At 33.7% G+C, this 24,075-nt stretch carries 14 protein-coding genes; 9 read left to right on the forward strand and 5 right to left on the reverse strand.

Going from position 1 to position 24,075, the window contains the following annotated elements; translation table 11 throughout:
* Positions 1-259 precede the first annotated feature (259 nt).
* The 6 genes from DPN68_RS11915 to DPN68_RS11940 all read left to right on the forward strand — a co-directional run bounded on the left by DPN68_RS11915 (position 260) and on the right by DPN68_RS11940 (position 9,602).
* The gene (locus DPN68_RS11915) at positions 260-1,237 is read left to right on the forward strand and encodes a ribonucleotide-diphosphate reductase subunit beta (RefSeq protein WP_113989870.1); all 978 of its coding nucleotides are present in this window, start codon (positions 260-262) and stop codon (positions 1,235-1,237) included.
* Positions 1,238-1,437: 200 nt separating this feature from the next.
* On the forward strand, positions 1,438-3,870 hold the full coding sequence (locus DPN68_RS11920) for a ribonucleoside-diphosphate reductase subunit alpha (RefSeq protein WP_113989871.1): 2,433 nt from the start codon (positions 1,438-1,440) through the stop codon (positions 3,868-3,870).
* 120 nt (positions 3,871-3,990) lie between these two features.
* Positions 3,991-4,215, forward strand: coding sequence for a hypothetical protein (locus tag DPN68_RS11925; RefSeq protein ID WP_113989872.1), 225 nt, complete (start codon positions 3,991-3,993; stop codon positions 4,213-4,215).
* 54 nt (positions 4,216-4,269) lie between these two features.
* Positions 4,270-4,773 carry an RDD family protein gene (locus tag DPN68_RS11930; protein WP_113989873.1) on the forward strand — a complete coding sequence of 168 codons (504 nt, stop codon included), beginning with the start codon at positions 4,270-4,272 and terminating at the stop codon, positions 4,771-4,773.
* 36 nt (positions 4,774-4,809) lie between these two features.
* Positions 4,810-6,153 carry a dGTP triphosphohydrolase gene (gene dgt / locus DPN68_RS11935; RefSeq protein ID WP_113989874.1) on the forward strand — a complete coding sequence of 448 codons (1,344 nt, stop codon included), beginning with the start codon at positions 4,810-4,812 and terminating at the stop codon, positions 6,151-6,153.
* 83 nt (positions 6,154-6,236) lie between these two features.
* Complete coding sequence (locus tag DPN68_RS11940) at positions 6,237-9,602, forward strand: PA domain-containing protein (RefSeq protein ID WP_113989875.1); 3,366 nt, start codon at positions 6,237-6,239, stop codon at positions 9,600-9,602.
* A 959-nt stretch (positions 9,603-10,561) separates the two neighbouring features.
* On the opposite strand, the gene DPN68_RS11950 is transcribed toward DPN68_RS11940, so the two are convergent.
* The 5 genes from DPN68_RS11950 to DPN68_RS11970 form a co-directional block, all read right to left on the reverse strand.
* The gene (locus DPN68_RS11950; RefSeq protein ID WP_133256603.1) at positions 10,562-11,113 is read right to left on the reverse strand and encodes a hypothetical protein; all 552 of its coding nucleotides are present in this window, start codon (positions 11,111-11,113) and stop codon (positions 10,562-10,564) included.
* Entirely contained in the window at positions 11,113-12,006 is an 894-nt protein-coding gene (locus DPN68_RS13335; protein WP_239987126.1) for an RHS repeat-associated core domain-containing protein, read from the reverse strand. The genes DPN68_RS11950 and DPN68_RS13335 overlap by 1 nt, the downstream gene beginning before the upstream one ends.
* On the reverse strand, positions 12,006-12,512 hold the full coding sequence (locus DPN68_RS11960; protein ID WP_113989878.1) for a hypothetical protein: 507 nt from the start codon (positions 12,510-12,512) through the stop codon (positions 12,006-12,008). The genes DPN68_RS13335 and DPN68_RS11960 overlap by 1 nt, the downstream gene beginning before the upstream one ends.
* A 93-nt stretch (positions 12,513-12,605) precedes the next feature.
* The gene (locus DPN68_RS11965; RefSeq protein ID WP_113989879.1) at positions 12,606-13,547 is read right to left on the reverse strand and encodes a DUF3078 domain-containing protein; all 942 of its coding nucleotides are present in this window, start codon (positions 13,545-13,547) and stop codon (positions 12,606-12,608) included.
* Positions 13,540-15,315 carry a 1-deoxy-D-xylulose-5-phosphate synthase gene (locus tag DPN68_RS11970; protein ID WP_113989880.1) on the reverse strand — a complete coding sequence of 592 codons (1,776 nt, stop codon included), beginning with the start codon at positions 15,313-15,315 and terminating at the stop codon, positions 13,540-13,542. The genes DPN68_RS11965 and DPN68_RS11970 overlap by 8 nt, the downstream gene beginning before the upstream one ends.
* 42 nt (positions 15,316-15,357) lie before the next feature.
* On the opposite strand from DPN68_RS11970, the gene DPN68_RS11975 reads away from it, so the two are divergent.
* From DPN68_RS11975 to pbpC, 3 genes are all read left to right on the forward strand, one after another.
* Positions 15,358-15,798: a nucleoside deaminase gene (locus DPN68_RS11975; protein WP_113989881.1), complete on the forward strand. Its 441-nt coding sequence runs from the start codon at positions 15,358-15,360 to the stop codon at positions 15,796-15,798.
* A 108-nt stretch (positions 15,799-15,906) separates the two neighbouring features.
* Entirely contained in the window at positions 15,907-21,387 is a 5,481-nt protein-coding gene (locus tag DPN68_RS11980; protein ID WP_113989882.1) for an alpha-2-macroglobulin family protein, read from the forward strand.
* A gap of 145 nt (positions 21,388-21,532) precedes the next feature.
* Positions 21,533-23,821, forward strand: coding sequence for a penicillin-binding protein 1C (gene pbpC / locus DPN68_RS11985; protein WP_113989885.1), 2,289 nt, complete (start codon positions 21,533-21,535; stop codon positions 23,819-23,821).
* Positions 23,822-24,075 lie beyond the last annotated feature (254 nt).

The following is a 24,075-nucleotide window of genomic DNA, read 5'->3' on the forward strand; positions in this document are numbered from 1 at the left end:
ATTTCTCAAAAAAAGCGTTGTTAGCAATTGATTTTTCAGTAGTTAACGGCTGATTCTATTCGCTTTTTCTGTTTTGTAATATATTGAAAATCAAAACATTGAATTAATATATTAATTTCCTGACAAAACCAGACATTGTTAAAAACTTACCCCAATTGTGAATAAGTTTGTCTTTCATTTTTCAATTCAAATGATAAACTTTGTAATCCCCAAAACAATCAAATTAACCAATCAATAACATTATAAAAATCAAATAGCTATGGCTGTAGTGGAACCTATTTTGCAAGAAAACAAAGATCGATTCGTAATTTTTCCAATCAAACATCAAGATATTTGGGAATGGTACAAAAAACAAGAAGCGTGTATTTGGACAGCAGAAGAAATAGATTTACATACCGATTTAAATGATTGGAACAATAAATTGAACGAAGATGAAAAATATTTTATCAAACATATTTTAGCCTTTTTCGCAGCTTCTGATGGAATTGTAAACGAAAATTTAGCAGAAAACTTCGTGAATGAAGTACAATATCCTGAAGCTAAATTTTTCTATGGTTTTCAAATCATGATGGAAAACATTCATAGCGAAACCTATTCGTTATTGATTGATACTTATGTTAAAGATGAGGCTGAAAAAGATCAATTGTTTCATGCTATTGAAGTATTTCCTGCAATTAAAGAGAAAGCAGAATGGGCTTTGAAATGGATTGAGTCGGATTCATTTGCTGAAAGATTAATCGCTTTTGCGGCTGTTGAAGGAATTTTCTTCTCAGGTTCGTTTTGTTCGATTTATTGGTTGAAAAAACGTGGATTAATGCCAGGATTAACCTTTTCTAACGAATTAATTTCTCGTGATGAAGGAATGCATTGCGATTTTGCGGTTCACTTACATACGCATCACATTGTAAATAAGGTACCAAAAGAAAGAATCACTGAAATTATTGTTGATGCTTTAAATATCGAACGTCAGTTTATTACAGAGTCGTTACCAGTAAGTTTAATTGGTATGAATGCGACTTTGATGACGCAATACTTGGAATTCGTTACAGATAGATTATTGGTAGAATTAGGTTGTGATAGAGTATACAATTCTTCCAATCCGTTTGATTTTATGGATATGATTTCGTTACAAGGAAAAACCAATTTCTTTGAAAAACGTGTAGCGGAATATCAAAAAGCTGGAGTGATGAATTCGGATTCAGAATCAAGTAAAATTAGTTTCGACGCTGATTTTTAATTAATAGACGCAAAAATTAGCCGCAAAGGCACAAAGGCACAAAGAAAAATTAAGGATTTTTAAACTCTATATTTATATTTTCATTTATAAAAAAGCCTTTGCGACTTAGTGTCTTCGTGGCAAAAACAACAAAACAAAAACGATTACAATTAACCAGAAAATAGAGAAGGGATTGTCTGTTTTCAAAAAACTAAAAGCTTATGTATGTAGTAAAAAGAGATGGCCATAAGGAGCCAGTGATGTTCGACAAAATCACAGACAGAATTAAAAAATTATGTTATGGTTTAAACGACAGAGTAGACGCTGTTAAAGTAGCCATGCGTGTTATTGAAGGATTGTATGACGGAGTTACTACATCAGAATTAGACAATTTAGCAGCTGAAACAGCAGCTTCTATGACAATTGCACATCCTGATTATGCGCAATTAGCCGCTAGAATTGCTATTTCAAACTTACATAAAAATACCAATAAGTCATTCTCGGAAACGATGAGTGCTATGTATCACTATGTAAATCCAAGAACCAATCAAGAAGCACCTTTGCTTTCTGATGAGGTTCATGAAGTAATTCAAGCTAATGCAGAATTTTTAGATTCTCATATTATATATACACGTGATTTTAATTACGATTACTTTGGTTTCAAAACCTTAGAGCGTTCGTATTTACTAAGAATCAACGGTAAAATCGTAGAACGTCCACAACACATGTTAATGCGTGTTTCGGTAGGAATCCATTTGAATGATTTAGAAGCAGTAATTGAAACTTACGAATTAATGTCGAAAAAGTTCTTTACACATGCTACACCAACATTATTCAACGCAGGAACTCCAAAACCTCAAATGTCATCTTGTTTCTTGTTAACTATGAAAGATGATAGTATTGATGGAATTTACGATACGTTAAAACAAACGGCTAAAATTTCGCAATCAGCGGGTGGAATTGGTTTAGCAATTCACAATGTGCGTGCAACAGGTTCATACATTCGTGGAACTAACGGAACTTCAAACGGAATTGTTCCAATGTTACGTGTTTTCAATGATACCGCTCGTTATGTAGACCAAGGTGGAGGAAAACGTAAAGGAAGTTTCGCTATTTACTTAGAAACTTGGCATGCTGATATTTTCGAATTTTTAGATTTGAAAAAGAATACAGGTAAAGAAGAAATGCGTGCAAGAGATTTATTCTTCGCTATGTGGACTTCTGATTTATTCATGAAACGTGTAGAAGAAGATAGCACTTGGACGTTAATGTGTCCAAACGAATGTCCTGGTTTAGATAACGTTTATGGCGATGAATTTGAAGCACTTTATACGTCTTACGAAGCACAAGGAAAAGGCAGAAAAACGATTAAAGCACGTGAACTTTGGGAAAAAATCCTAGAGTCACAAATTGAAACGGGAACGCCCTATATGTTGTACAAAGATGCAGCGAACAGAAAATCAAACCAAAAGAATTTGGGAACCATTCGTTCGTCTAATTTATGCACCGAAATTATGGAGTATACATCTCCAGACGAAATTGCAGTATGTAACTTGGCTTCTATTTCGTTACCAATGTTTGTTGAAAACGGAGCTTTCAATCATGAATTGTTGTATAATGTAACAAAACGCGTAACTCGTAACTTAAACAAAGTAATCGATAGAAATTATTACCCAGTTTTAGAAGCGGAAAACTCAAATATGCGTCACCGTCCAATTGGATTAGGAGTACAAGGTTTAGCAGATGCTTTTATCATGCTACGTTTGCCTTTTACTAGCGATGAAGCTAAAAAGTTGAACCAAGAAATTTTTGAAACTTTATATTTTGCAGCTGTAACCGCTTCTATGGAAATGGCTAAAGAAGAAGGTCCATATTCTACTTTCGAAGGTTCACCAATTTCTAAAGGAGAATTCCAACACAACCTTTGGAATATTAAAGACGAAGAACTTTCTGGTCGTTGGGATTGGGCAAGTTTAAGAAAAGAAGTAATGGCGAACGGAGTAAGAAACTCATTGTTAGTAGCACCAATGCCAACAGCTTCTACTTCTCAAATTTTAGGGAATAACGAAGCATTTGAGCCTTATACTTCAAATATTTACACTAGAAGAGTGCTTTCTGGAGAATTTATTGTAGTAAACAAACACTTATTACACGATTTAGTAGAAAGAGGATTATGGAACGAATCCATGAAACAAGAAATCATGCGCCATAATGGTTCGGTACAAAATATTCCTTCTGTTCCAACAGATTTGAAAGAATTGTATAAAACGGTTTGGGAAATGTCTATGAAAGATATTATTGATATGAGTCGCCAAAGAGGTTATTTTATTGACCAATCGCAATCGCTGAACTTGTTCATGCAAGATGCTACGTATGCTAAATTAACTTCTATGCATTTTTACGCTTGGAAATCAGGTTTAAAAACAGGAATGTATTATTTAAGAACCAAAGCGGCAGTTGATGCAATTAAGTTTACTTTGAATAATGATAAAGTAGCAGCACCAATAGAAGTGGAATCTAAACCAAAATACGAAAAAGTTGAAGCGATTCCTGTAGTAAACGAACCGGTTGAAATGACCGCAGAAGAATACAGAGCCATGATTGAATTGGCAAAAAATGCTGGACCAGAGGATTGTGAAATGTGTGGTTCATAACAAAAGAACATAGAAATTAGTAAATAGAGTTTAGATTATAGAAACAGCTGTCGTAATAGATGGCTGTTTTTGTTTTAAAAAATTGCATTTCAATTCGTACATTTGGAAAAAATAAAAATTATGGCAAAAGAGCAAAAAGGCGTTTATACAGGAATCATAGAAAAAGATGAAAACGGAAACTTTTTTTGTGGTCCTTATTTGTTGGACTATCAACAGGCTTCGAAAAATTTTAAATTAGGAGACAAAGTCAATATTAAATCGGTAATTGAGAATCCGAGTGATAAAAGCTACAATCAATACCCAAAAAAGTCAAGTAATTTCTTTTTGGCAAACGATAAAAAGTAATACTTCTTTACTTATTTAAATAAAAATCGCTTCAATAACTTTAAATTATAACTAATGGAAACTTCTATCAAAAAAGTTAAAATTACGCCTCAAATGTATGCTTCAAAAGGCAAACGATTTGCAAATTTTATAATTGATTATATAGGTCAATTAATTATTGGTGGAGCCATTGGAATTGCTATGGCAATAATTTCCGAAATAACAGGCGATTATGAATATGTAGCGTGGATTGATACTATGGGAACATTAGGAGAATATGCATTGGGCATTGTAATATTAATTGTTTATTACATGGTTTTTGAAACTATAACAGGAAGAACATTAGGGAAATACATAACCAATACCAAAGTGCTTACGGAAGATGGCCAAAAGCCTGAAGCAGATAAGATTTTATACCGAACACTTTCGAGAATGATTCCTTTTGAAGCCTTTTCATTTTTAGGTGATGAAGGAAGAGGTTGGCATGATTCAATAGCCAAAACAGTCGTAGTAGATGTTAAAAAGTACAATGAAATTGTTGAGTTGCAAAATTCACTTTCTGAAATTGGGAATGCTTAAATCAAAAACCATTAATCTTCAATCCAAAACCGTATGATGCATTGGGAACAATTATTATCTTTAAAAAGACAAGGCGACACCAGTAAACGTTTGCGTAAAGAACAAGACGATACGCGTTTGGGCTTTGAAGTAGATTATGATCGAATCATTTTTTCTGCCGCTTTCAGAAGTTTACAAGATAAAACACAAGTTATTCCGCTATCAAAAACCGATTTTGTTCATAACCGCTTAACTCACAGTTTAGAAGTTTCAGTAGTTGGGCGCTCCTTAGGGCGTTTGGTAGGTAAAAAAATACTGGAAAAATATCCATCTTTGAGAGAAATTCATGGGTTTCATATGAATGATTTTGGTGCGGTTGTGGCAGCAGCTTCGTTAGCTCATGATATTGGAAATCCGCCTTTTGGTCATTCAGGAGAGAAAGCTATTGGCGAGTATTTTAAAAACGGAAACGGCCAACGTTTCAAAGACCAATTAACTACAAAAGAATGGCAAGATTTAATTGATTTTGAAGGGAATGCCAATGGATTCTCGGTATTAACTACCTCTAGAGAAGGAATTGAAGGTGGTTTGCGTATTTCGTATGCTACACTAGGCGCTTTTATGAAATATCCGAAAGAAAGTTTACCCAAAAAACCAACATTAAAAATTTGCGATAAAAAATATGGTTTTTTCCAACAAGACAAAGCATTTTTTGTTGAGGTTGCCAATGAATTAGGTTTAATATCCAATAAATCAGGAAATGATATTGGATTTGAACGTCATCCGTTAGCGTATTTAGTAGAAGCCGCTGATGATATTTGTTATACCATTATCGATTTTGAAGATGGAATCAATTTGGGATTAATTCAAGAAGAATTTGCTTTGGAATACTTAATTAAATTGGTAAAAACTGGAATTGATGCCAAAAAATACAACGAACTTACCACAAAAGAAGATCGAATTAGTTATTTAAGAGCACTAGCTATTGGAAGTTTAATTTCAGATGCAGTTACCGTTTTTATGGAGAACGAAACAGCAATTTTAAACGGCGATTTTCCTTTTGCAATTATGGATAAAAGTCAGTACAAAGCACAAATGAATGACATTATCCAAATCAGTATAAAAAATGTCTACCAAAGTAGAGAAGTTATTGAAAAAGAATTAGTTGGCTACAAGGTGATTAACACGCTTTTAGATAAATTTTGTTCGGCATATATAAACAATTTTCAAGGAAACGCATCCAATTACGATAAATTAATTCTAAAATTATTACCCGAACGTTTCCAACAACCCAAAGAAACTTTATATGACCAACTATTACATATTTGTCACTTTGTTTCTTTATTAACAGATGGTAAAGCGTTGCAGCTTTTTACGATAATTCAATCAAACAAAAGTTAATTCATTGGTTTTTATATAAATAAATTTTGAATATTCAGAAATATCTTTAAATTTGGAGATTAAATTAACCCCTTTTATAACATATGAAAAAACAATTATTTTTATTAAATCTATTAGTTTTTCTTGTATTTGGATGTAACAATCCTAAATCAGAAACTAGTGTTGAAAAAAATTCTTCAACGCTTGATAGTCAAGTAAACACTAATGAAAATCTGGTCGAAAAGCAAGAGACTAGTACTGTTTTAAGTACTGTAAATACAGCAAAAACTAAAACCAGTAGTTCTTATATTTCACAGACATATAATGACTGTGAGGAACTTTCTGAAACAGAAGTTTTAAGAAAGAAGCATCAGCAATTTTTGCAGAATAGTCCTTTCAAGAATACGTTAAATCTAACCAAATCGGAACGTAAGGCTTTAGGAATTCCCCCTAAGAAATACTACGAATTGGAGTGGGAATTAACCATGAATCCTGAAACAGGAAGACCAAATCCCGAAAATTTACATCGATTAAGAAATCAATTGTTAGAAGAAAGACTTCAGGCTATTTCGGAGGGGAGAACACCCGGAGATGCTTCAAATAATAATTGGGTTGAAAGAGGGCCAAATAATGTAGGAGGAAGAGTAAGAGCAGTTATGTTTGACCCTAATGATGCTACTTATAGAACTGTTTATGCAGGTGGTGTAAGTGGAGGATTATGGAAAAACACTGATATTACCGCCAATACTGCGTGGACAAGAGTAAACATACCTGATAATTTAGCAGTATCAACCATAACTTATGATCCTAATAACACAAATGTATTTTATTTAGGTACTGGAGAATCATATGTAGGAGGAGATGTGAATGGTGATGGTGTTTGGAAATCAGTAGATGGTGGAAATACTTGGACTAAAATATTTGGTGGAATTTCAGGAGCTACAACTTTTGAATCTGCAGCAGCAGTTAGGGTTAATACTCCAGCTGGAATTGCTAATGATTATGCATGTTATCCAACTACTGCTTTTGGTTTACCTTTGAGTTCTAACATTACATCAGATATTGTTCTAGTTAATGATGGTTCAGGAGCAACAAGTACATTAGGTTGTAATGGCTTAACAAACGCAGCTCAAGTTAGTGGTAAAATTGCTTTAATTAGAAGAGGTAATTGTACGTTTGCTCAAAAAGTTAAAAATGCGCAAAATGCTGGAGCTATTGCTGTAATCATGATGAACAATATTGATGGAACTCCTGTTCCTATGGGGGGTACTGATGAAACCATTACTATTCCTTCAGTTATGATATCAAAAGCAGATGGTGATATTCTTCAAGCAGCTCTAGGTTCTGGAAATGTTAATGTAACTTTAATTGCGCCAGAACCTGGTCAATTTACTGGAAATTTAGTACCTGGAATACAGTATGTTAATGATATTAAGATAAGAAACAACGGTGGTGTATCGGAAATTTATTTAGCAGCGGGTGATTCTTTTTACTCAGCTGCCAATGCAGTTACTTATATGTCAGGTCCAGATTATGGATTATATAAGTCAGTTGACGGTGGAGCAAATTGGCAAAAATTGAACTTGCCTGAAACAGCAAATGGTAATCCGCTATGTCCAAATGACATTGAAGTTGGAGTTGATAACACTATTTGGTTATCAACTATTAAAAGTACAGTTTATAATGATGGAGGAGGTAAAGTTTTATCTTCAACAGATGGTGTAAACTTTTTTGAACGATTTGAAGTGCTAGATGGTGATAGAACTCAAATTGCAGTTTCTTCTTCAGCAGCTGGGAAAGTATATGTTTTAGCTGAAGTTCCAACAGGTGTTGAAATGTATTCAACTTCAAATAGTTTTGTGTCAAGCGGCCCAATGGCTTTACCAAATGATGCTGATACTGGAATACCTGCAAATGATTTTTGTAGAGGACAAGCTTTCTTTGATTTAATGTTAGAAGTAGATCCTAACAATGATAACATTCTTTACGCTGGAGGTATAGATCTATTTAGATCAACTAATGGTGGCGGCACTTGGACACAAATTTCTAAATGGTCAAATAATAATTTCTTATCGGGTCTTTCTTGCTCTTTAGTTCATGCAGATCAACATGGAATGGCATTTAGACCTGGAAATTCAAACCAAGCAATTTTTGGGAATGATGGAGGTGTATATTACACGGGTAGTTTGTCAACTGCAGCAACAAGTAATGTAATATTTGCTAGAAATAATAATTTAAATATTACACAATTTTACAGTTTAGGAGTTGCTCCAACAAGTGCTGTTTCAGGATTGCCGGGTAATAATTATTTTGCTGCAGGTTCACAAGATAATGGAACTCAATATTTTGGAAATGTTGTTGAAGGTGTTAATTCAAGCGTTCAATCTCAAGGTGGAGATGGCGCATATACAATGTTTGACCAAGGAGCTGATAGATATTACATTTCTAATTATGTGTATAACCAGCAGATTATTTATAGACCAATGGCTGGAGGTACAACTAGAACAATTAATGCCGAAGGTACTGCAAATGGTGCATTTATTGCGCCAATGGGATTAGATTCTAGCTTAGATATACTTTACGCTGATTATTCTCTAGGAACAGCAACGCCTCCTAATAGAATAAGAAGATATACCAATTTAAAATCTGGAACTGTTGGAAAAACACTTTTAACAAATGATTTGTTAACTAGCCCGCCTACAGCATTTACAGTATCCCCGTACACAACTACTTCAACTACATTGTTGGTTGGTACTAGATTAGGAAGATTACTACGTTTAACAAATGCTAATACAACGCCTGTTTGGGCCGACATTTCAGGGCCTAGCTTCGTAGGAAGTATTTCAGATGTAGAATACGGTAGAAATAATAATGAAATTTTTGTGACTTTCCATAATTATAACGTTGTTAGTATTTGGTATACAAACGATGGTGGATTGACATGGCAAAATAAAGAAGGTAATTTCCCAGATATCCCAGTTAAAGCGATTCTACAAAATCCATTAAACACTGAAGAAGTAATTATTGGAACGGAATTAGGTGTTTGGTTTACCAATAATTTTAGTTCTCCAACACCAACATGGAATCAGTCTTATAATGGAATGAGTAATGTTAAAGTTACTGATTTGGATTTACGTAATGATAATACGGTTTTTGCAGCTACTTATGGTAGAGGAATTTTCTCTGGAGTATTTACATCTACTACGTTGTCAAATAATGATAATGAGTTTGCAAAAGCAACTAAAATGTATCCAAATCCATCGAATGGTATTGTTAATCTAAGTATTCCAAATTACACAGGTAATATTAAAATTGAGTTTTACGATATTAATGGTAAAGTGGTTTATTCTGATAATTTTGATTATTTATTTGAAAAAGCAATTGATTTAAATAGTCTTCAATCGGGTATTTATATTGCTCGAATCGAAGGAGATGGTTTTAATTACTCAGAAAAAATAATTAAGAAATAGTATTATAAAACAACTATTAAATAGAAGCCATCTCAAATTTGAGATGGCTCCATTTTTTCTGCCTTTTTCATTTTTAAAAGTTGTTCCTAAGAAAGAGTTAGAAGCTTATAAAAACAACAATAAAACACTTCTAGAACAATACAAACAACAAAGCAAATAACCAAAAAAAAAGCCCAAAAATTACTCAACTCTTGGGCTTTGCTTTTTAACCAGTTCCTTAAATGGTGCCGTTTATTTTAAAATGGTTGCGTATGGTGCGGTGCTATGATTAATAATGTAAAACTTAAAGCTATATAATAGATTTAGACTTTCCTATAAAACAACAAAACCACTCCTTTTTACAGAGTGGTTTTTGCTTTTATATACTTTGTGGGCACAGATTGCAAATCTGCGCTAACGTTGAGGGGAGATATCCGAGCGGTCGGGAAACGGTCACAGAGATTTATCTATTGACGAACTGCAAAAATTAAGTAAGCTCTTTAACCTTACTACTGACCAAATACTGAACTACGAAAATATTATTCCTGAAGAAGTTACTATTGTAGACAAACCAGACTTTGAGAAGCTTCATCTGATTAATCAACTTGATGAAGAGGATAAAACAACCATTTTTAAAATCGTTGACACGATGCTAACCAAGAAAAAATTTAAAGACTTCTTTAATAAAAATGTAGCAGCACTATAAAACAACAAAGCCCACGTTAAGTGGGCTTTACTTTTTTAACCAGTTCCTTAAATGGAACCGTTTATTTTAAAATGGTTGCGGATGGTGCGGTTCATTTTTCACCATTTTCTTTGATTTAAGCCCTTTAAACATAAAAAAAGATGAACTATATAGCTCATCTTTTTTACAATTATTTTTAATTTTTATTGATTATCAAATCATTAAACACCTTAAAAGTGTTCATCACGATACATTACCAAATCTGATACATTACCCATTACCAGGTACATTACCATTATTCCAAATATAGAAAATTTCTAAAATAACAACTTCTATTAACTTTGCTTTTTAAATTTACTTCATAAATAGCTTCATATGTACTTACACCTGATTTAGAAGTATTACCTTTTTGTTTTAACATTTCACATTTATCATCTAAATAACTGTTAAAAATAAAACGATAATAACTATTTATTAAAGTGTCACTAGAATTTAATAATTGAATTCTTTTTTTATTATTATCACTGCTTTCCAATTCATAATACTTTTGATTATCAACATCATATACAACAAACCAATACTTTTCATCCATTATTGAAGAACTAGGAATATTAAAATAAATGATATGATTAGTATACACTAATTCTTTTTCTAACCTTTTAAATACAAGTCTATTTACATCATTGCTTTTAATTTTTACACTAATAGCGCTATCTGTATTTTTCTCAGTTTCGTTTTTAATATCGTTCTGCATTTGATTAATCTCACTATAAAATTTAGGAGTGCTACAACTGTAAAGGAACATAATATATAAAATATAGAGTAGATTTAATTTGCCGTTTTTCATTATTTACGTGTTCTTACAATATTATTCCAAATTTTAAGCGCTTGTTCTGTAGGTTCATATTGCGTATGAAAGGGATTTTGAAGTTTTGATTTCTTAATTATCCTTGATTCCTCCATCGAACTACCACCTAAAATATAATGAGTTCTTATTGGTAATCCTTGCTCTGCTCTAATCATATTCTCAAACATTGTTGCGAATATTTCATCTTGCTTAACATCTTTTACTAAGCCATTTTCAGAATTTGCTTTTATCCAAGGCTTATCCCTTTCTGAAGAATTAAATAAATTATATGATAAACCATGAGCTAATTCATGAGCTAGGGTTATATGAAAAATTAAATCTTTAAGACCATCTGTAGTTTGAACCTTACCTTTTTGATTAAAACTTGTATATATATAATCATCAAAAGTAATATTTCTATCTTTCATATCTAACTGTTTTGATACGTTTATCCCGATGTCTACATTTATATTTTCATTTTCAAATAAGCGTAAAAATTGAGCTCCAAAAGAATTTGAATCTCCCATAGTAATTCCGTTTAAAGCTTCTAATATTTGAGCAACATAACTTCCTTCTTCAGCTTGATATTCGTCCCATGTTCCTTTATCTTTGTCTTGTGAGAAAATCTTCCCATTATCATATCTAAACCTAGTCCCTCCTTGCCATATGTAAATATAATCACCATTTACATCTATAAATTTTACTGGATTATTAGCGGTGTATTGATAAGGGTTTATATTGTAAAATGCTTCTGAAAAATTATCCATAGTAAAATATCTACCTAAAGCAGGGTCATAATTTCTAGCTCCATAGTCGTAGAAGTTAAGCCCTAACTCGTCTTGATACTCTTTACCGTTGTATTTATACTTGTAAACACTACTATAACCAGCTATTACTTTGCTTTTTCAACTTTAATATTTCCAAGAAAAAACTCATCATACAAAATTAATTCTTCATTTTTAAATTGATAGTATTTATCCAAAACACAGCCTTGATTAGAACTCTTTATATCAAATTTTAATTTATTTTTTTTCAAATAGAATGACTTATCATCATTCCCTTTATAATATATTAAAATAGGTATTTCATCAATAAATAAAATTCCTTTAGTAAGATTTAATCGATTCTGTATTTCATTAATTTTAAAATCATCAGAAATCTGATATTTTGTTAATGATAAAATCATTTTATCTTCTTTAATTAAAAATCCGTAATCAGGTTTAATTTTACAATCTCTAACATATTGAAGAATTGACGTTTTAATTTCACTGATTATTTTTTTATCAACAATAACAACTTCATTTAAATGAAAAATAACTTCATTACTATTTACTACATTTTGTTGATAATTTTTGTTTGAACATGAAAGAAAAAAAAATAAAATTATAAAATATTTCATACTAATAAATTCTATCTCTTTTATTATGATAAATGTTTAAGATTAGATGGGATTGCTTTATTTAAAAAAAAAATAATTTCAACTGAAATAAAGCTAAAACTCATAAACAACCCCAACTCCTAAAAGTTGTTTCAATTGAATTTTAGGGCCAATAACCACTTGTTGTCCATCAATTTCTTCTTTAGCTTTGATGTCGTCGTCATACATAATGTGAGTACCAATATTTGCTTTAACGTATTGATTTACGACCATTTCTAATTGCAATTGCCAATCTACATCGATATTTCCAAATTTATTTAAATAATCTGTATAAAAACTCACTCGATGTTCCAAAATCATATTTTTATACACTTCTTTTTTCCATTGATTGGTAATTAAAATACCAACTTCATTACGATATAATTTCCCTTCTTTAATAATGTTTCCGTCAGAGTCTAAAATGGCTTTGTTAACACCAAAAGCCCCTTGATTAGCCAAGCGTTGATCAAAAACTAATGTTGTTTTTTGAGTTAATGGCGATAAATAAACGTTTAAATTCAAATCTTTGCGAGAATATTCAGAACCAATACCTAAGAAGATATAAGCAGGAGCAAAAGGTTTAGAAATTGCTAAGTCTACATTTGGGTAAGCATATCCGTTGGCGAATTGGGTTTGAAAATTAAATCTCCCTGCATAATACCAATTTGATAATGAATCTTTTTTGTATCCAAAATTCGAATTAATCTGAAATTGGTCATCCGTTTTTCTAACTTCTCTATCTTCTTGTTTATTAATTCCATAGCGCATAATAAGTTCGTTGCTCCATCTCAAATTTCCTTTTGAATAATTTCTTTGAAAATTTGCACGTGCAAGACCAGAAATAGAGTTATTACCTCCTGCATTCCAGTTTAAAAAAGTGATTTGCGATAAATCTAAACCTATTCTGTTTTTCTTTTCCCATTTCGAAATAGTATCAGGGGAAGTAGTTTGGATAATTTGGGCATTGGCTTGAAAAACCATAAATAAAAATCCTAGTAGTAAGGCTTTTTTAGTCATGTTGAAAGGTATTAAATAGTTGAATTAAATTAGTAACGTCTATTTTGCAAATTTGTTGTAGCTCAAAAACTGTTCCATGTTCTATAAACGAATCAGAAATCCCTAAGTTTTTTATTGGTTTTTGTAAATGTTGTCGAACCACAATCGAATTAATTTGCTCGCCAAAACCACCAGTAATTACGCCGTCTTCAACGGTTATAATGTAATCATGCGAATCAATTATTTTTGAAATTTCTTTTATATCCAAAGGTTTTACAAATGGGAAATGATAATGCGAAAATAAACTCGAATTTTCAGTTTCAGCTAAAGCTTTCGTTACATTATTTCCAATAGTTCCAGTCGATAAAACTGCCACTTTTGTTCCTTTTTGAAGTTGGGTTATCTTTCCAATTTCAATTTTTTCAAACGGTTGTTGCCAATCCACATTTTCGCCTCTTCCTCTGGGATAGCGAATCGCAATAGGATGATTCAAACCTTCTGAAGCAGTAAACATTAGGTTTCGTAATTCCACTTCATCCTTTGGTGCTGCTATAATTAAATTTGGAATGCAATTCAAATACGCAATATCAAAAACACCATGATGCGTAGCGCCATCTTCACCTACCAAACCCGCTCTATCCAAGCAAAAAATAACAGGCAAATTTTGCAAAGCTACATCATGAATCACTTGGTCATAAGCGCGTTGCAAAAAAGTGGAATAGATATTACAAAAAACCACCATTCCTTGTGTGGCCATTCCCGCGGCTAGGGTAACAGCGTGTTGTTCGGCTATCCCAACGTCAAAAGCACGTTTTGGAAAAGCTTCCATCATGTATTTCATGGAACTTCCTGTAGGCATAGCTGGAGTAATTCCAATGATTTTTTCGTTTTTTCCTGCTAATTCTACCAAAGTATGTCCAAAAACATCTTGAAATTTCGGCGGTAAATGTGATTCGTCTTTTGGGTGAATTTTTCCAGTTTCGGCATCAAATTTTCCTGGTGCATGATATTTTACTTGGTCTTCTTCTGCCAATTGCAATCCTTTTCCTTTGGTAGTAATCACATGCAAAAATTTCGGACCTTTTACTTTTTTTAATCGTTCTAATTCCGAAAGTAATTTGGGTAAGTCATGCCCGTCAATTGGACCCGAATAATCAAAATTCAACGACTTAATAATGTTATTTTGTTTTGGATTTTTGCCTTCTTTAACCGAAGTTAGATAGTTTTTCAAAGCTCCAATACTTGGATCAATCCCAATGGCGTTGTCATTTAAAATTACCAATAAATTCGCATCGGTAACTCCAGTATGATTCAAACCCTCAAAAGCCATTCCGCTCGCAATCGATGCGTCACCAATAACTGCAATATGTTGTTTGTCAACTTCTCCTTTTAATTGCGAAGCCAAAGCCATTCCAAGCGCAGCCGAAATCGAAGTAGAAGAATGTCCCACGCCAAAAGCATCATATTCACTTTCTTCTCGTCTTGGAAAACCAGAAATTCCGTGTAACGCTCTATTGGTATGAAAAATGTCGCGTCTTTCGGTTAAGATTTTATGTCCGTAGGCTTGATGACCCACATCCCAAACCAATAAGTCTTCTGGAGTATTGAAAACGTAATGCAGCGCAATTGTTAATTCCACAACACCCAAACTCGCTCCCAGATGCCCTTCTTTTTTGGAAATAATATCAATGATAAAATTTCTCAATTCTTGAGCTAATTGAGGCAATTGATTTTCAGGAAGTTTCCTCAAATCGGTTGGGTTATTAATTTTTGAAAGCAAATTTTCCATTTCGTCACAAAAGTAAGCATTGGTTGTTGTATTTTTGTAATTATGGAGCAAATTTTTACCGACGAGTTTTTCATGAAAAAAGCCTTACAAGAAGCCGAAACTGCTTTTGAAAAAGGTGAAATTCCTGTTGGTGCTGTCATTGTAATCGATAATCGAGTGATTGCAAAAAGTCATAATTTAACTGAATTGCTACATGATGTCACTGCTCACGCCGAAATGCAAGCCATCACTAGTGCTGCCAATTTTTTAGGTGGAAAATATTTGAAAGATTGCACGTTGTACGTAACACTTGAACCTTGCCAAATGTGCGCTGGAGCTTTGTATTGGTCCCAAATTTCAAAAATTGTTTATGGCGCTTCCGATGAAAATCGTGGTTTTCAAAAAATGGGAACACAACTACATCCGAAAACTGTTGTGGTTTCTGGTGTTTTAGAAAAAGAGTGTGCTTTATTGATGCGTGCTTTTTTTAGGAACAAACGTTAAAAATTTTTAATACGAAAATTTATAAGTTTTTTCTATCTTTAAACAATATTTGCATACTTTTTGATGTTATGCAATTGTGGTACATTTTCCATTCTAATTCTACTTTTTATGAAGCAATTTCGCGTTGTCAATCTCTTGTTGATTGTATTTTTAGCCCTTTCTTGTTCCAAAGATTCTAAAGATTTTAATTCTGATTTTTCTCTTTACAAAGAGTATATTCTGAATTTTAGTTCGGGTTTGGTCTCGGCTTCAAATGATATTCGTGTGGTTTTGGCATTCGATAAAAAAGAATGGACGCCCAATCAAGAATTGGATTCCGATTATTTTACAATTTCACCCAGCGTAGACGGAAAAGTAATAGCACTATCAAATAACACCATAGCTTTCGTTCCTAAAAAGCCATTGGAAAATGATAAAGAATATCAAGTTACTTTTCATTTGTCTGAAGTGAAAGACGTGCCAAAAGAATTGAAAAATTTCAATTTTACTATCAAAACCATCAAACAAGATTTTGTCATTAATACACAAGATTTGCAATCGTATAGCAAAGATTTTTCCTATTTAAACGGAACTATTACAACCAGTGATAATTTGGATTTGGACATTGCCAAAAAACTAGTTCAAGTAACCCAAAATGGAAAACCATTAAAAGTGAAAATCGATAAAGCATTGAGTGCTTCCAAAGAATTTAAATTCGTAATCGATAGCATTCAACGTTTGGTAGACGACTCTAAAATTACCATTGCTTGGAACGGAAATGACTTTGGAATCAAACAAAAAGGAAGCCTAGAATACGAAATTCCAGGTAAAAATAATTTCAAAATCATTAGTGCAGAAGTCCAAGAAAGTAACAACCAAGTGCTTTTGTTGAATTTCTCTGATCCCTTAAAAAAAGGACAAGATTTTAGCGGTTTAGTCCAAGTTGAATCAGCAACCAATTTGAAATTCGCAACCGCTGGAAATCTTTTGAAAGTATTTTTCGCCGAACCGCTGAAAGGAGAACTATTGGTAGAAGTTTTTCAAGGAATTCAAAGCGAAGACGGATTCAAAATGAAGCAAAATTTTGAACAAAAAGTTTCTTTCGAACAAATGAAACCCGCTGTTCGATTTGTAAAAAGTGGGACTATTTTGCCAAGTTCTAATAATCTAAAAATCAATTTTGAAGCTGTAAATGTAAGTGCTGTTGATGTAAAAGTGTACCGCATTTACAAGAACAATATTTTACAATTTCTGCAAGATAACGAGATAAATGGACAACGTAATTTAAGAAAAGTAGCCGCGCCAATTGCCAAACACAAGTTAGTTTTAAAGAAAAATAATTTATCCAATTATAGCAAATGGAATGCTTACGCCATCGATTTATCAAAAATAATTCAAACTGAACCGGGAGCCATTTATCGTGTAGAGTTGAGTTTTGGCAAGAAATATTCGCTTTATAAATGTGCTTCTTCTGAAGAGGAAAATGAAGAGGAAAATGAATCGGAAGACACTGGCGAAGTTCGAAGCAATTCTGGATATTACGACGATTATTATGACGATTATGATTGGTACGAAAGAGAAGATCCGTGCACCAATTCGTACTATTACAACAATACCATTGGAACAAATGTAATCGCAACAGATTTAGGTGTGATTGCTAAAAGAGGCGAAAACGGAAGTTATTTCTTCGCTGTAAACGACATTGTTTCTGCCAATCCAGTTTCGGGAGCGACTATTGAGTTGTATGATTTCCAACAACAAAAATTAGCCAATATAACAACAGATGCCGACGGATTTGCAACGACAGAAACCAAGCGTTATGCATTTTTTGCCATTGTAACCAAAGATAAAAACACAACTTATGTTCGTTTGGATGAAGGGCAATCACTATCCGTAAGTAACTTTGATGTTAGTGGCGAAACACTAGAAAAAGGATTAAAAGGTTTTATTTATGGCGAAAGAGGCGTTTGGCGTCCAGGCGATACTTTACATATTGCTTTCATGTTGAACGACAACGAAAGTAGACTAGAAAAATCGCATCCTATCAAATTTCATTTGAGTGATCCTCGCGGAAAATTAACGTATCAATCCGTTCAAAAATACAAGGAAAGCAATCATTATGTTTTCAAAGTAGCAACTAAACCAACAGATTTTACAGGAAATTGGGAAGCTAAAATTTCGGTTGGTGGCGCCAATTTTTACAAAAGCATCAAGATTGAAACCATCAAACCTAATCGTTTAAAAATCAAAAACAGTTTTGCCGATGCTCAAATTTTTGGAAGTAAACCCAATAACGGAAAAGTTGAAGTAGCTTGGTTGCACGGTGCTATTGCCAAAAACTTAAAAGTAGAAATGCAAGCCAAATTTATGGAGCAAGCCACTACTTTTAAAGGTTATTCCAATTATGATTTTGATGACGAAGTGCGAAAATTTTTCACCGAAGAAGTCAATGTTTTCTCTGGAAAATTAGATGATTTTGGTAAAACCAATGTCACGCTACAACCTAAAATCCAAAAGCAAGCTCCAGGAAAACTGAAAATTGTTATGCAAACCAAAGCTTTTGAAAACGGAGGCGATTTCAGCACGGATGTAGTTTCAGCAACCTATTCGCCATACAAAACGTATGTGGGTTTAAAACGCCCAACGCCTAACAAATACGGCATGCTGGAAACCGATAAAATGAACCGTTTTGAAGTGGTAACTTTATCCGAAAATGGGAGTCCAAAAGCCGTTCGAAACTTGGAAGTTCGTGTTTATAAAGTGTCTTGGCGCTGGTGGTGGAATTCCAATGGTGATGATTTAGCTCAATATAATGCTTCCAATGTTACTACGGCTTACAAAAATTTTGTAGTGAACACTGATGCTTCTGGAAAAGCCAGTTTTCAGTTCCAAGTTCCAGAAAACGAATGGGGAAGATATTTGATTCGTGTGGAAGATACGAATGACGGTCACGCCACAAGTACTACCGAAATTATTGATTGGCCGTATTGGTCAGGTAAATCAAAATCAGGTGATGCCAATACAGCAAATATGCTAGTATTTACTTCGGATAAACAAAAATATGCTGTTGGTGAAAAAGCGATTATTTCGTTTCCATCCAGCGAAGGAAGTCGCGCTTTATTGTCGTTAGAAAATGGTTCTAAAGTAGTGAAAACACTTTGGGCAACCACAACTAAAGGAGAGACTAAAGTAGAAATTCCAGTTACGCCAGATATGGCTCCCAATGTTTACGTGAATATTTCGCTATTGAAACCGCATGCTTCCACTTTAAATGATACACCTATTAGAATGTATGGTGTTTTACCAATCGAAGTAGTAGATAAAAATACCGTTTTGGAACCTCAAATAACAATGCCAGACGTATTGCGACCAGAAAAGAAAGCAAGTGTAAAAGTCAGCGAAAAAAACGGCAAAGAAATGACGTATACCATCGCTATTGTTGATGACGGTTTGCTAGATTTAACTCGATTTAAAACGCCAAATGCTTGGAATAAGTTTTATGCCAAACAAGCTTTAGGAGTAAAATCTTGGGATGTTTATGATGATGTAATTGGAGCTTACGGAGGAAAAATCAACCAAATTTTCAGTATTGGTGGTGACGAGGATTTAGGCGGTGGCAATGCCAAAAAAGCAAACCGTTTCAAACCAGTGGTGATTTATATGGGACCATTCAAATTGGAAAAAGGACAAACCCAAACGCACCAATTTACCATGCCAAATTACGTGGGTTCAGTTCGTACTATGGTGGTTGCTGGAAATGCTACTACCAATGCTTACGGTGCTTCCGAAAAAACTTCGACTGTCAGAAGTCCGTTGATGGTATTAGCTTCAGTGCCAAGAAAAATTTCTTCCAACGAAAAAATCACGTTGCCAGTTACTGTTTTTGCTATGGAAAATAACGTGAAAAATGTAAGTGTTCAAGTAAAAACGAATTCAGGTTTCCGAGTGCTTGAAACAGCAACCAAACAACTTTCATTTGCTTCACCTGATGAAAAAATGCTGTATTTTGATTTGGAAGTAAACGATGTCATTGGTTTAGGAAAAATCGAAATTATAGCTACTTCGGGTTCTGAAAAAGCTTCGTTTCCTGTTGAAATTGATATTGTTAATCCAAATCCAGAAACTACTGATTTTGTCGATTTGATTTTGGAACCCAATACAACCAAAACCATCAATTGGACAACTTTTGGCGTAAATGGAACCAACAAAGCACAATTAGAAGTTTCATCTTTCCCAACAATTGATTTCAACAGAAGATTAAAATATTTGATTCAATATCCGCACGGTTGTGTAGAACAAACTACTTCTGCGGCTTTTCCTCAGTTGTATTTAGCCGATGTTGTAGCGCTTGATGATGCCAAAAAACAACAAATTCAACGTCATATCAATGATGCTATCCAAAAATTGGGTCGCTTCCAAATTGCAAATGGTGGCGTTTCGTATTGGCAAGGAAATACAAATGCGGATGATTGGAGCACTTCTTATGTGGGACATTTTTTGATAGAAGCGGAGAAAAAAGGGTATGTTTTGCCAATTGGTTTTAAAAATAAATGGGTTTCGTACCAAAAAAACACAGCAAAACAATGGCGTTTTAGAAAAGAATACAACAATGATTTTGCTCAAGCCTATCGTTTGTACACTTTGGCTTTAGCCGGAAATGCTGATGTTGGCTCCATGAACCGATTGAGAGAAGTTGGCATTAGTAACGAATCTAAGTTGCGTTTGGCGGCTTCGTATGCTTTAATTGGTCAAAAAAATGCAGCGGTGAATTTGATAAACACAGTAACTTCAGTAGAAAGCAACAACAATTACTATTACGGTTCAGCAGACAGAAACCGAGCGATGTTGTTAGAAACGTATTTATTGGTCGACCAAAAAACGCAAGCTTTTGAATTGGCAAATAAATTAGCTAAAAATCTTTCTTCGAATCAATACATGAGTACGCAAACAACAGCTTATGCGCTTTATGCTATGTCAAAATTTGCACTTAAAAATGGAGGAAAAGGCATTCAAGTTGCGGTTACAAATAATGGGAAAACTGAGACAGTTACTACTAATAAATCTGTTGCTGATAAAAAGTTAGTGGTTAAAAATGGCAGTAATTCGGTGCAAATTAAGAACAATAACAACAATACGATTTATGTTCGAGTTACGAATAGCGGCGTGCTTCCAATTGGTGAAGAAAAAGAAATGTTTACCAATTTAAGTGCGATTGTCAACTATAAAACTAGAGCAGGAGCCAATTTGAATTGGAACGAAATTCCACAAGGAACCGAAATTATTGCCCAAATTACCATAAGAAATACGTCAAACGAACCTATTGAAAATGTGGCTTTAACCCAAATTCTTCCTTCTGGATTTGAAATTATGAATTCCAGATTCACAGATTTTGGAAGTTATGCCGAAAACAAAGCCGATTACATTGACATTCGCGATGATAGAACTAATTTCTATTTTGGTTTAAAAGCTGGAGAAACCAGAACGTTTAATATACTTTTAAGCGCAACTTATCTAGGAAATTACTATTTGCCAGGAATACAATGCGAAGCCATGTACGACAATACGTATATAGCAAGAACGAAAGGAAAATGGATTACAATTGTTAAATAGTTGAAAAACCTAACAGGTTTCGAAAACCTGTTAGGTTTTTCAAAAACAAAGTGATTAAGTGAAAAAAATATTCCAGAAATTCTATAATTTCATCAAGCTTAAAGTAACAAATAACAAGAAAAAATCCATTTTCTTGTTGTTGCTTATGGTTGTTTACTATTTTTCACTACCCAAACAACTTTTCGAAAACCAATATGCAACCGTAATTGAAAGTTCAGATGGACAATTAATAGGTGCAAAAATAGCTGCTGATGGGCAATGGCGTTTTCCACAAACCGATAGCGTTCCCAATAAGTTTGAAAAATGTATTGTAGCTTTTGAAGATCAATATTTTTATAAGCATGTTGGCTTCAATCCTGGTGCAATGTATCACGCTTTTTTGCAAAATAGAAAAGCAAATAAAGTAGTTCGTGGTGGAAGTACATTAACCCAACAAGTAATTCGATTACACAGAAACGGCAAAAAAAGAACGTATTTCGAGAAAGTTATTGAAGTGGTTTTGGCCACTCGACTCGAACTTCGCCATTCGAAAGAAGAAATTCTTGCCTTGTACGCTGCTCACGCGCCTTTTGGAAGTAATGTAGTGGGATTGGAAATGGCTTCTTGGCGTTATTTTGGGTTGCAATCGCATCAATTATCTTGGGCTGAAGCGGCAACTTTAGCAGTTTTACCCAATGCACCAAGTTTAATTTACCCTGGAAAAAATCAGGAAAAATTATTACAAAAACGTAATCGGTTACTAAAAAGACTTTATGAAAATCAAGTAATTGATCAAGCTACTTACGAACTTTCATTGGAAGAAACCTTACCACAAAAACCTTTTGCTGTACCACAAATTGCACCTCATTTGTTGCAAAAAGTAGCTAAAAAACAAGCGAATCAAAAAGTAGTAACCACTATAAATTATGACATTCAAGAACGTGTAAACGAAATTGTAAACCAATATTACCAACAATACAAACAAAATCAGGTGTATAATATGGCGGTTTTGGTTGTTGAGGTAAAAACTCGAAATATCGTGGCTTATGTTGGTAACAGTCCAACAGATAAAGACCACCAAAAAGATGTGGATATTATTGATGCGCCAAGAAGTTCGGGCAGTATTTTGAAGCCGTTTTTATACGCTTCTATGCTCGATGATGGTGAGTTGTTGCCAAAATCTTTGGTTCCTGATATTCCTACGCAAATTTCGGGGTATTCGCCTCAAAATTACAATCTTACTTATGATGGTGCAGTGCCAGCGGATAGAGCTTTGGCGCGTTCGTTGAATATTCCATCGGTTTTGCTTTTGCAAGAGTATTCGGTGAATAAATTTTATGAGCAATTGCAAAAATTTCAATTTCGAAGCATTAATAGACCGCCATCAAACTACGGACTTTCCTTAATTTTAGGTGGTGCCGAAACCAATTTGTGGGATTTGTGTAAATCGTATGCGTTTATGGCTGGGACTTTGGACTTTTATACCAAAAATCAAGATCAATATAGAACTAAGGAATTGGCTAATTTGAATTATGAATTTGATAGAAAAGCAGATTTTGGTTCGCCAACTAAGCAGAAAAATATTCTACAACCCGCTTCCATTTGGCATACATTAAGTGCTATGAAAGAAGTAAACCGACCCAATGGTGATGAAGCTTGGCGTTTTTACGATTCTTCATTAGAATTGGCATGGAAAACAGGAACAAGTTTTGGTGCTCGCGATGCTTGGGCGCTTGGTGTAACGCAAGATTATGTTGTGGGAGTTTGGGTTGGAAATGCAACAGGTGAAGGTCGACCTATGTTATCTGGAGTGGAAGCTGCTGCGCCAATACTATTTGATGTTTTTCAATTATTTCCAAAAGCTAAATGGTTCGCAACGCCTTATAACGACATGGAAGAAGTTGAAGTTTGTGAAAAATCGGGGTTTTTGGCAAAAGATAATTGTCCAAAAGTACTTTCTTGGGTACCAAAAACAGCTAAGAAAACAGAAAATTGTCCGTATCATCAATGGATTCATTTGGATACAACGGAGCAATTTCGAGTGAATAGTTCTTGCGAATCACCCGAAAATATGATCATGCTTTCGTGGTTTGTATTGCCGCCCGTGATGGAATGGTATTACAAATCCAAAAATGTGGATTATCAAGTATTGCCCAACTTCAAAAATGGCTGTGAATCACAGTTACAAGAAGTTACTATGGGTTTTATTTATCCAAATGAAGGTACAAAAATCATGTTAACCAAGAATTTCAATGGCGAATTACAACCCGCAATTATAAAAATAGCACATACCAAAACCGATGCTACAGTATATTGGTACGCAAACGAAATCTACTTAGGAAGCACCAAAACTTTTCACGAAATGCCAATTTTATTACCAACCGGAAGCTATTTAATGACTGTTGTTGATGATTTGGGTTACGAAATCAAAAGAAAAATCACTATTGAGCAATAAAAAAACCGACAATCTTTCGAAAAGCGGTTTTTGGTATTATTTAATTTCATTTCCTTCTTTGTCAAAGAAATGGTATTCAAGATACGTGTAAGCGTCACGAGATTTGATATTAAGAGGAGGAAGTCCGGTGGACTTCAGGTATTTATAAAAACAAAAAAACCGTTATTCAATTAAGAGTAACGGTTTTTAGTTTATTTAATTTCATTTCCTTCTTTGTCAAAGAAATGGTATTCAAGATACGTGTAAGCGTCACG

It is taken from the genome of Flavobacterium tibetense, from assembly GCF_003293845.1.
In the GTDB taxonomy this organism is placed as follows: Bacteria; Bacteroidota; Bacteroidia; order Flavobacteriales; family Flavobacteriaceae; genus Flavobacterium; species Flavobacterium tibetense.

Bases quoted from the DNA above. Each gene is read 5' to 3' on its own strand.
- DPN68_RS11980 (WP_113989882.1), top strand. From the start codon at position 15,907: ATGAAGCAATTTCGCGTTGTCAATCTCTTGTTGATTGTATTTTTAGCC.
- DPN68_RS11965 (WP_113989879.1), bottom strand. From the start codon at position 13,547: ATGACTAAAAAAGCCTTACTACTAGGATTTTTATTTATGGTTTTTCAA.
- DPN68_RS11975 (WP_113989881.1), top strand. From the start codon at position 15,358: ATGGAGCAAATTTTTACCGACGAGTTTTTCATGAAAAAAGCCTTACAA.
- DPN68_RS11960 (WP_113989878.1), bottom strand. From the start codon at position 12,512: ATGAAATATTTTATAATTTTATTTTTTTTTCTTTCATGTTCAAACAAA.
- dgt (WP_113989874.1), top strand. From the start codon at position 4,810: ATGCATTGGGAACAATTATTATCTTTAAAAAGACAAGGCGACACCAGT.
- DPN68_RS11915 (WP_113989870.1), top strand. From the start codon at position 260: ATGGCTGTAGTGGAACCTATTTTGCAAGAAAACAAAGATCGATTCGTA.
- DPN68_RS11920 (WP_113989871.1), top strand. From the start codon at position 1,438: ATGTATGTAGTAAAAAGAGATGGCCATAAGGAGCCAGTGATGTTCGAC.
- DPN68_RS11970 (WP_113989880.1), bottom strand. From the start codon at position 15,315: ATGGAAAATTTGCTTTCAAAAATTAATAACCCAACCGATTTGAGGAAA.
- DPN68_RS11950 (WP_133256603.1), bottom strand. From the start codon at position 11,113: ATGAAAAACGGCAAATTAAATCTACTCTATATTTTATATATTATGTTC.
- DPN68_RS11925 (WP_113989872.1), top strand. From the start codon at position 3,991: ATGGCAAAAGAGCAAAAAGGCGTTTATACAGGAATCATAGAAAAAGAT.
- DPN68_RS11930 (WP_113989873.1), top strand. From the start codon at position 4,270: ATGGAAACTTCTATCAAAAAAGTTAAAATTACGCCTCAAATGTATGCT.
- DPN68_RS11940 (WP_113989875.1), top strand. From the start codon at position 6,237: ATGAAAAAACAATTATTTTTATTAAATCTATTAGTTTTTCTTGTATTT.
- pbpC (WP_113989885.1), top strand. From the start codon at position 21,533: ATGGTTGTTTACTATTTTTCACTACCCAAACAACTTTTCGAAAACCAA.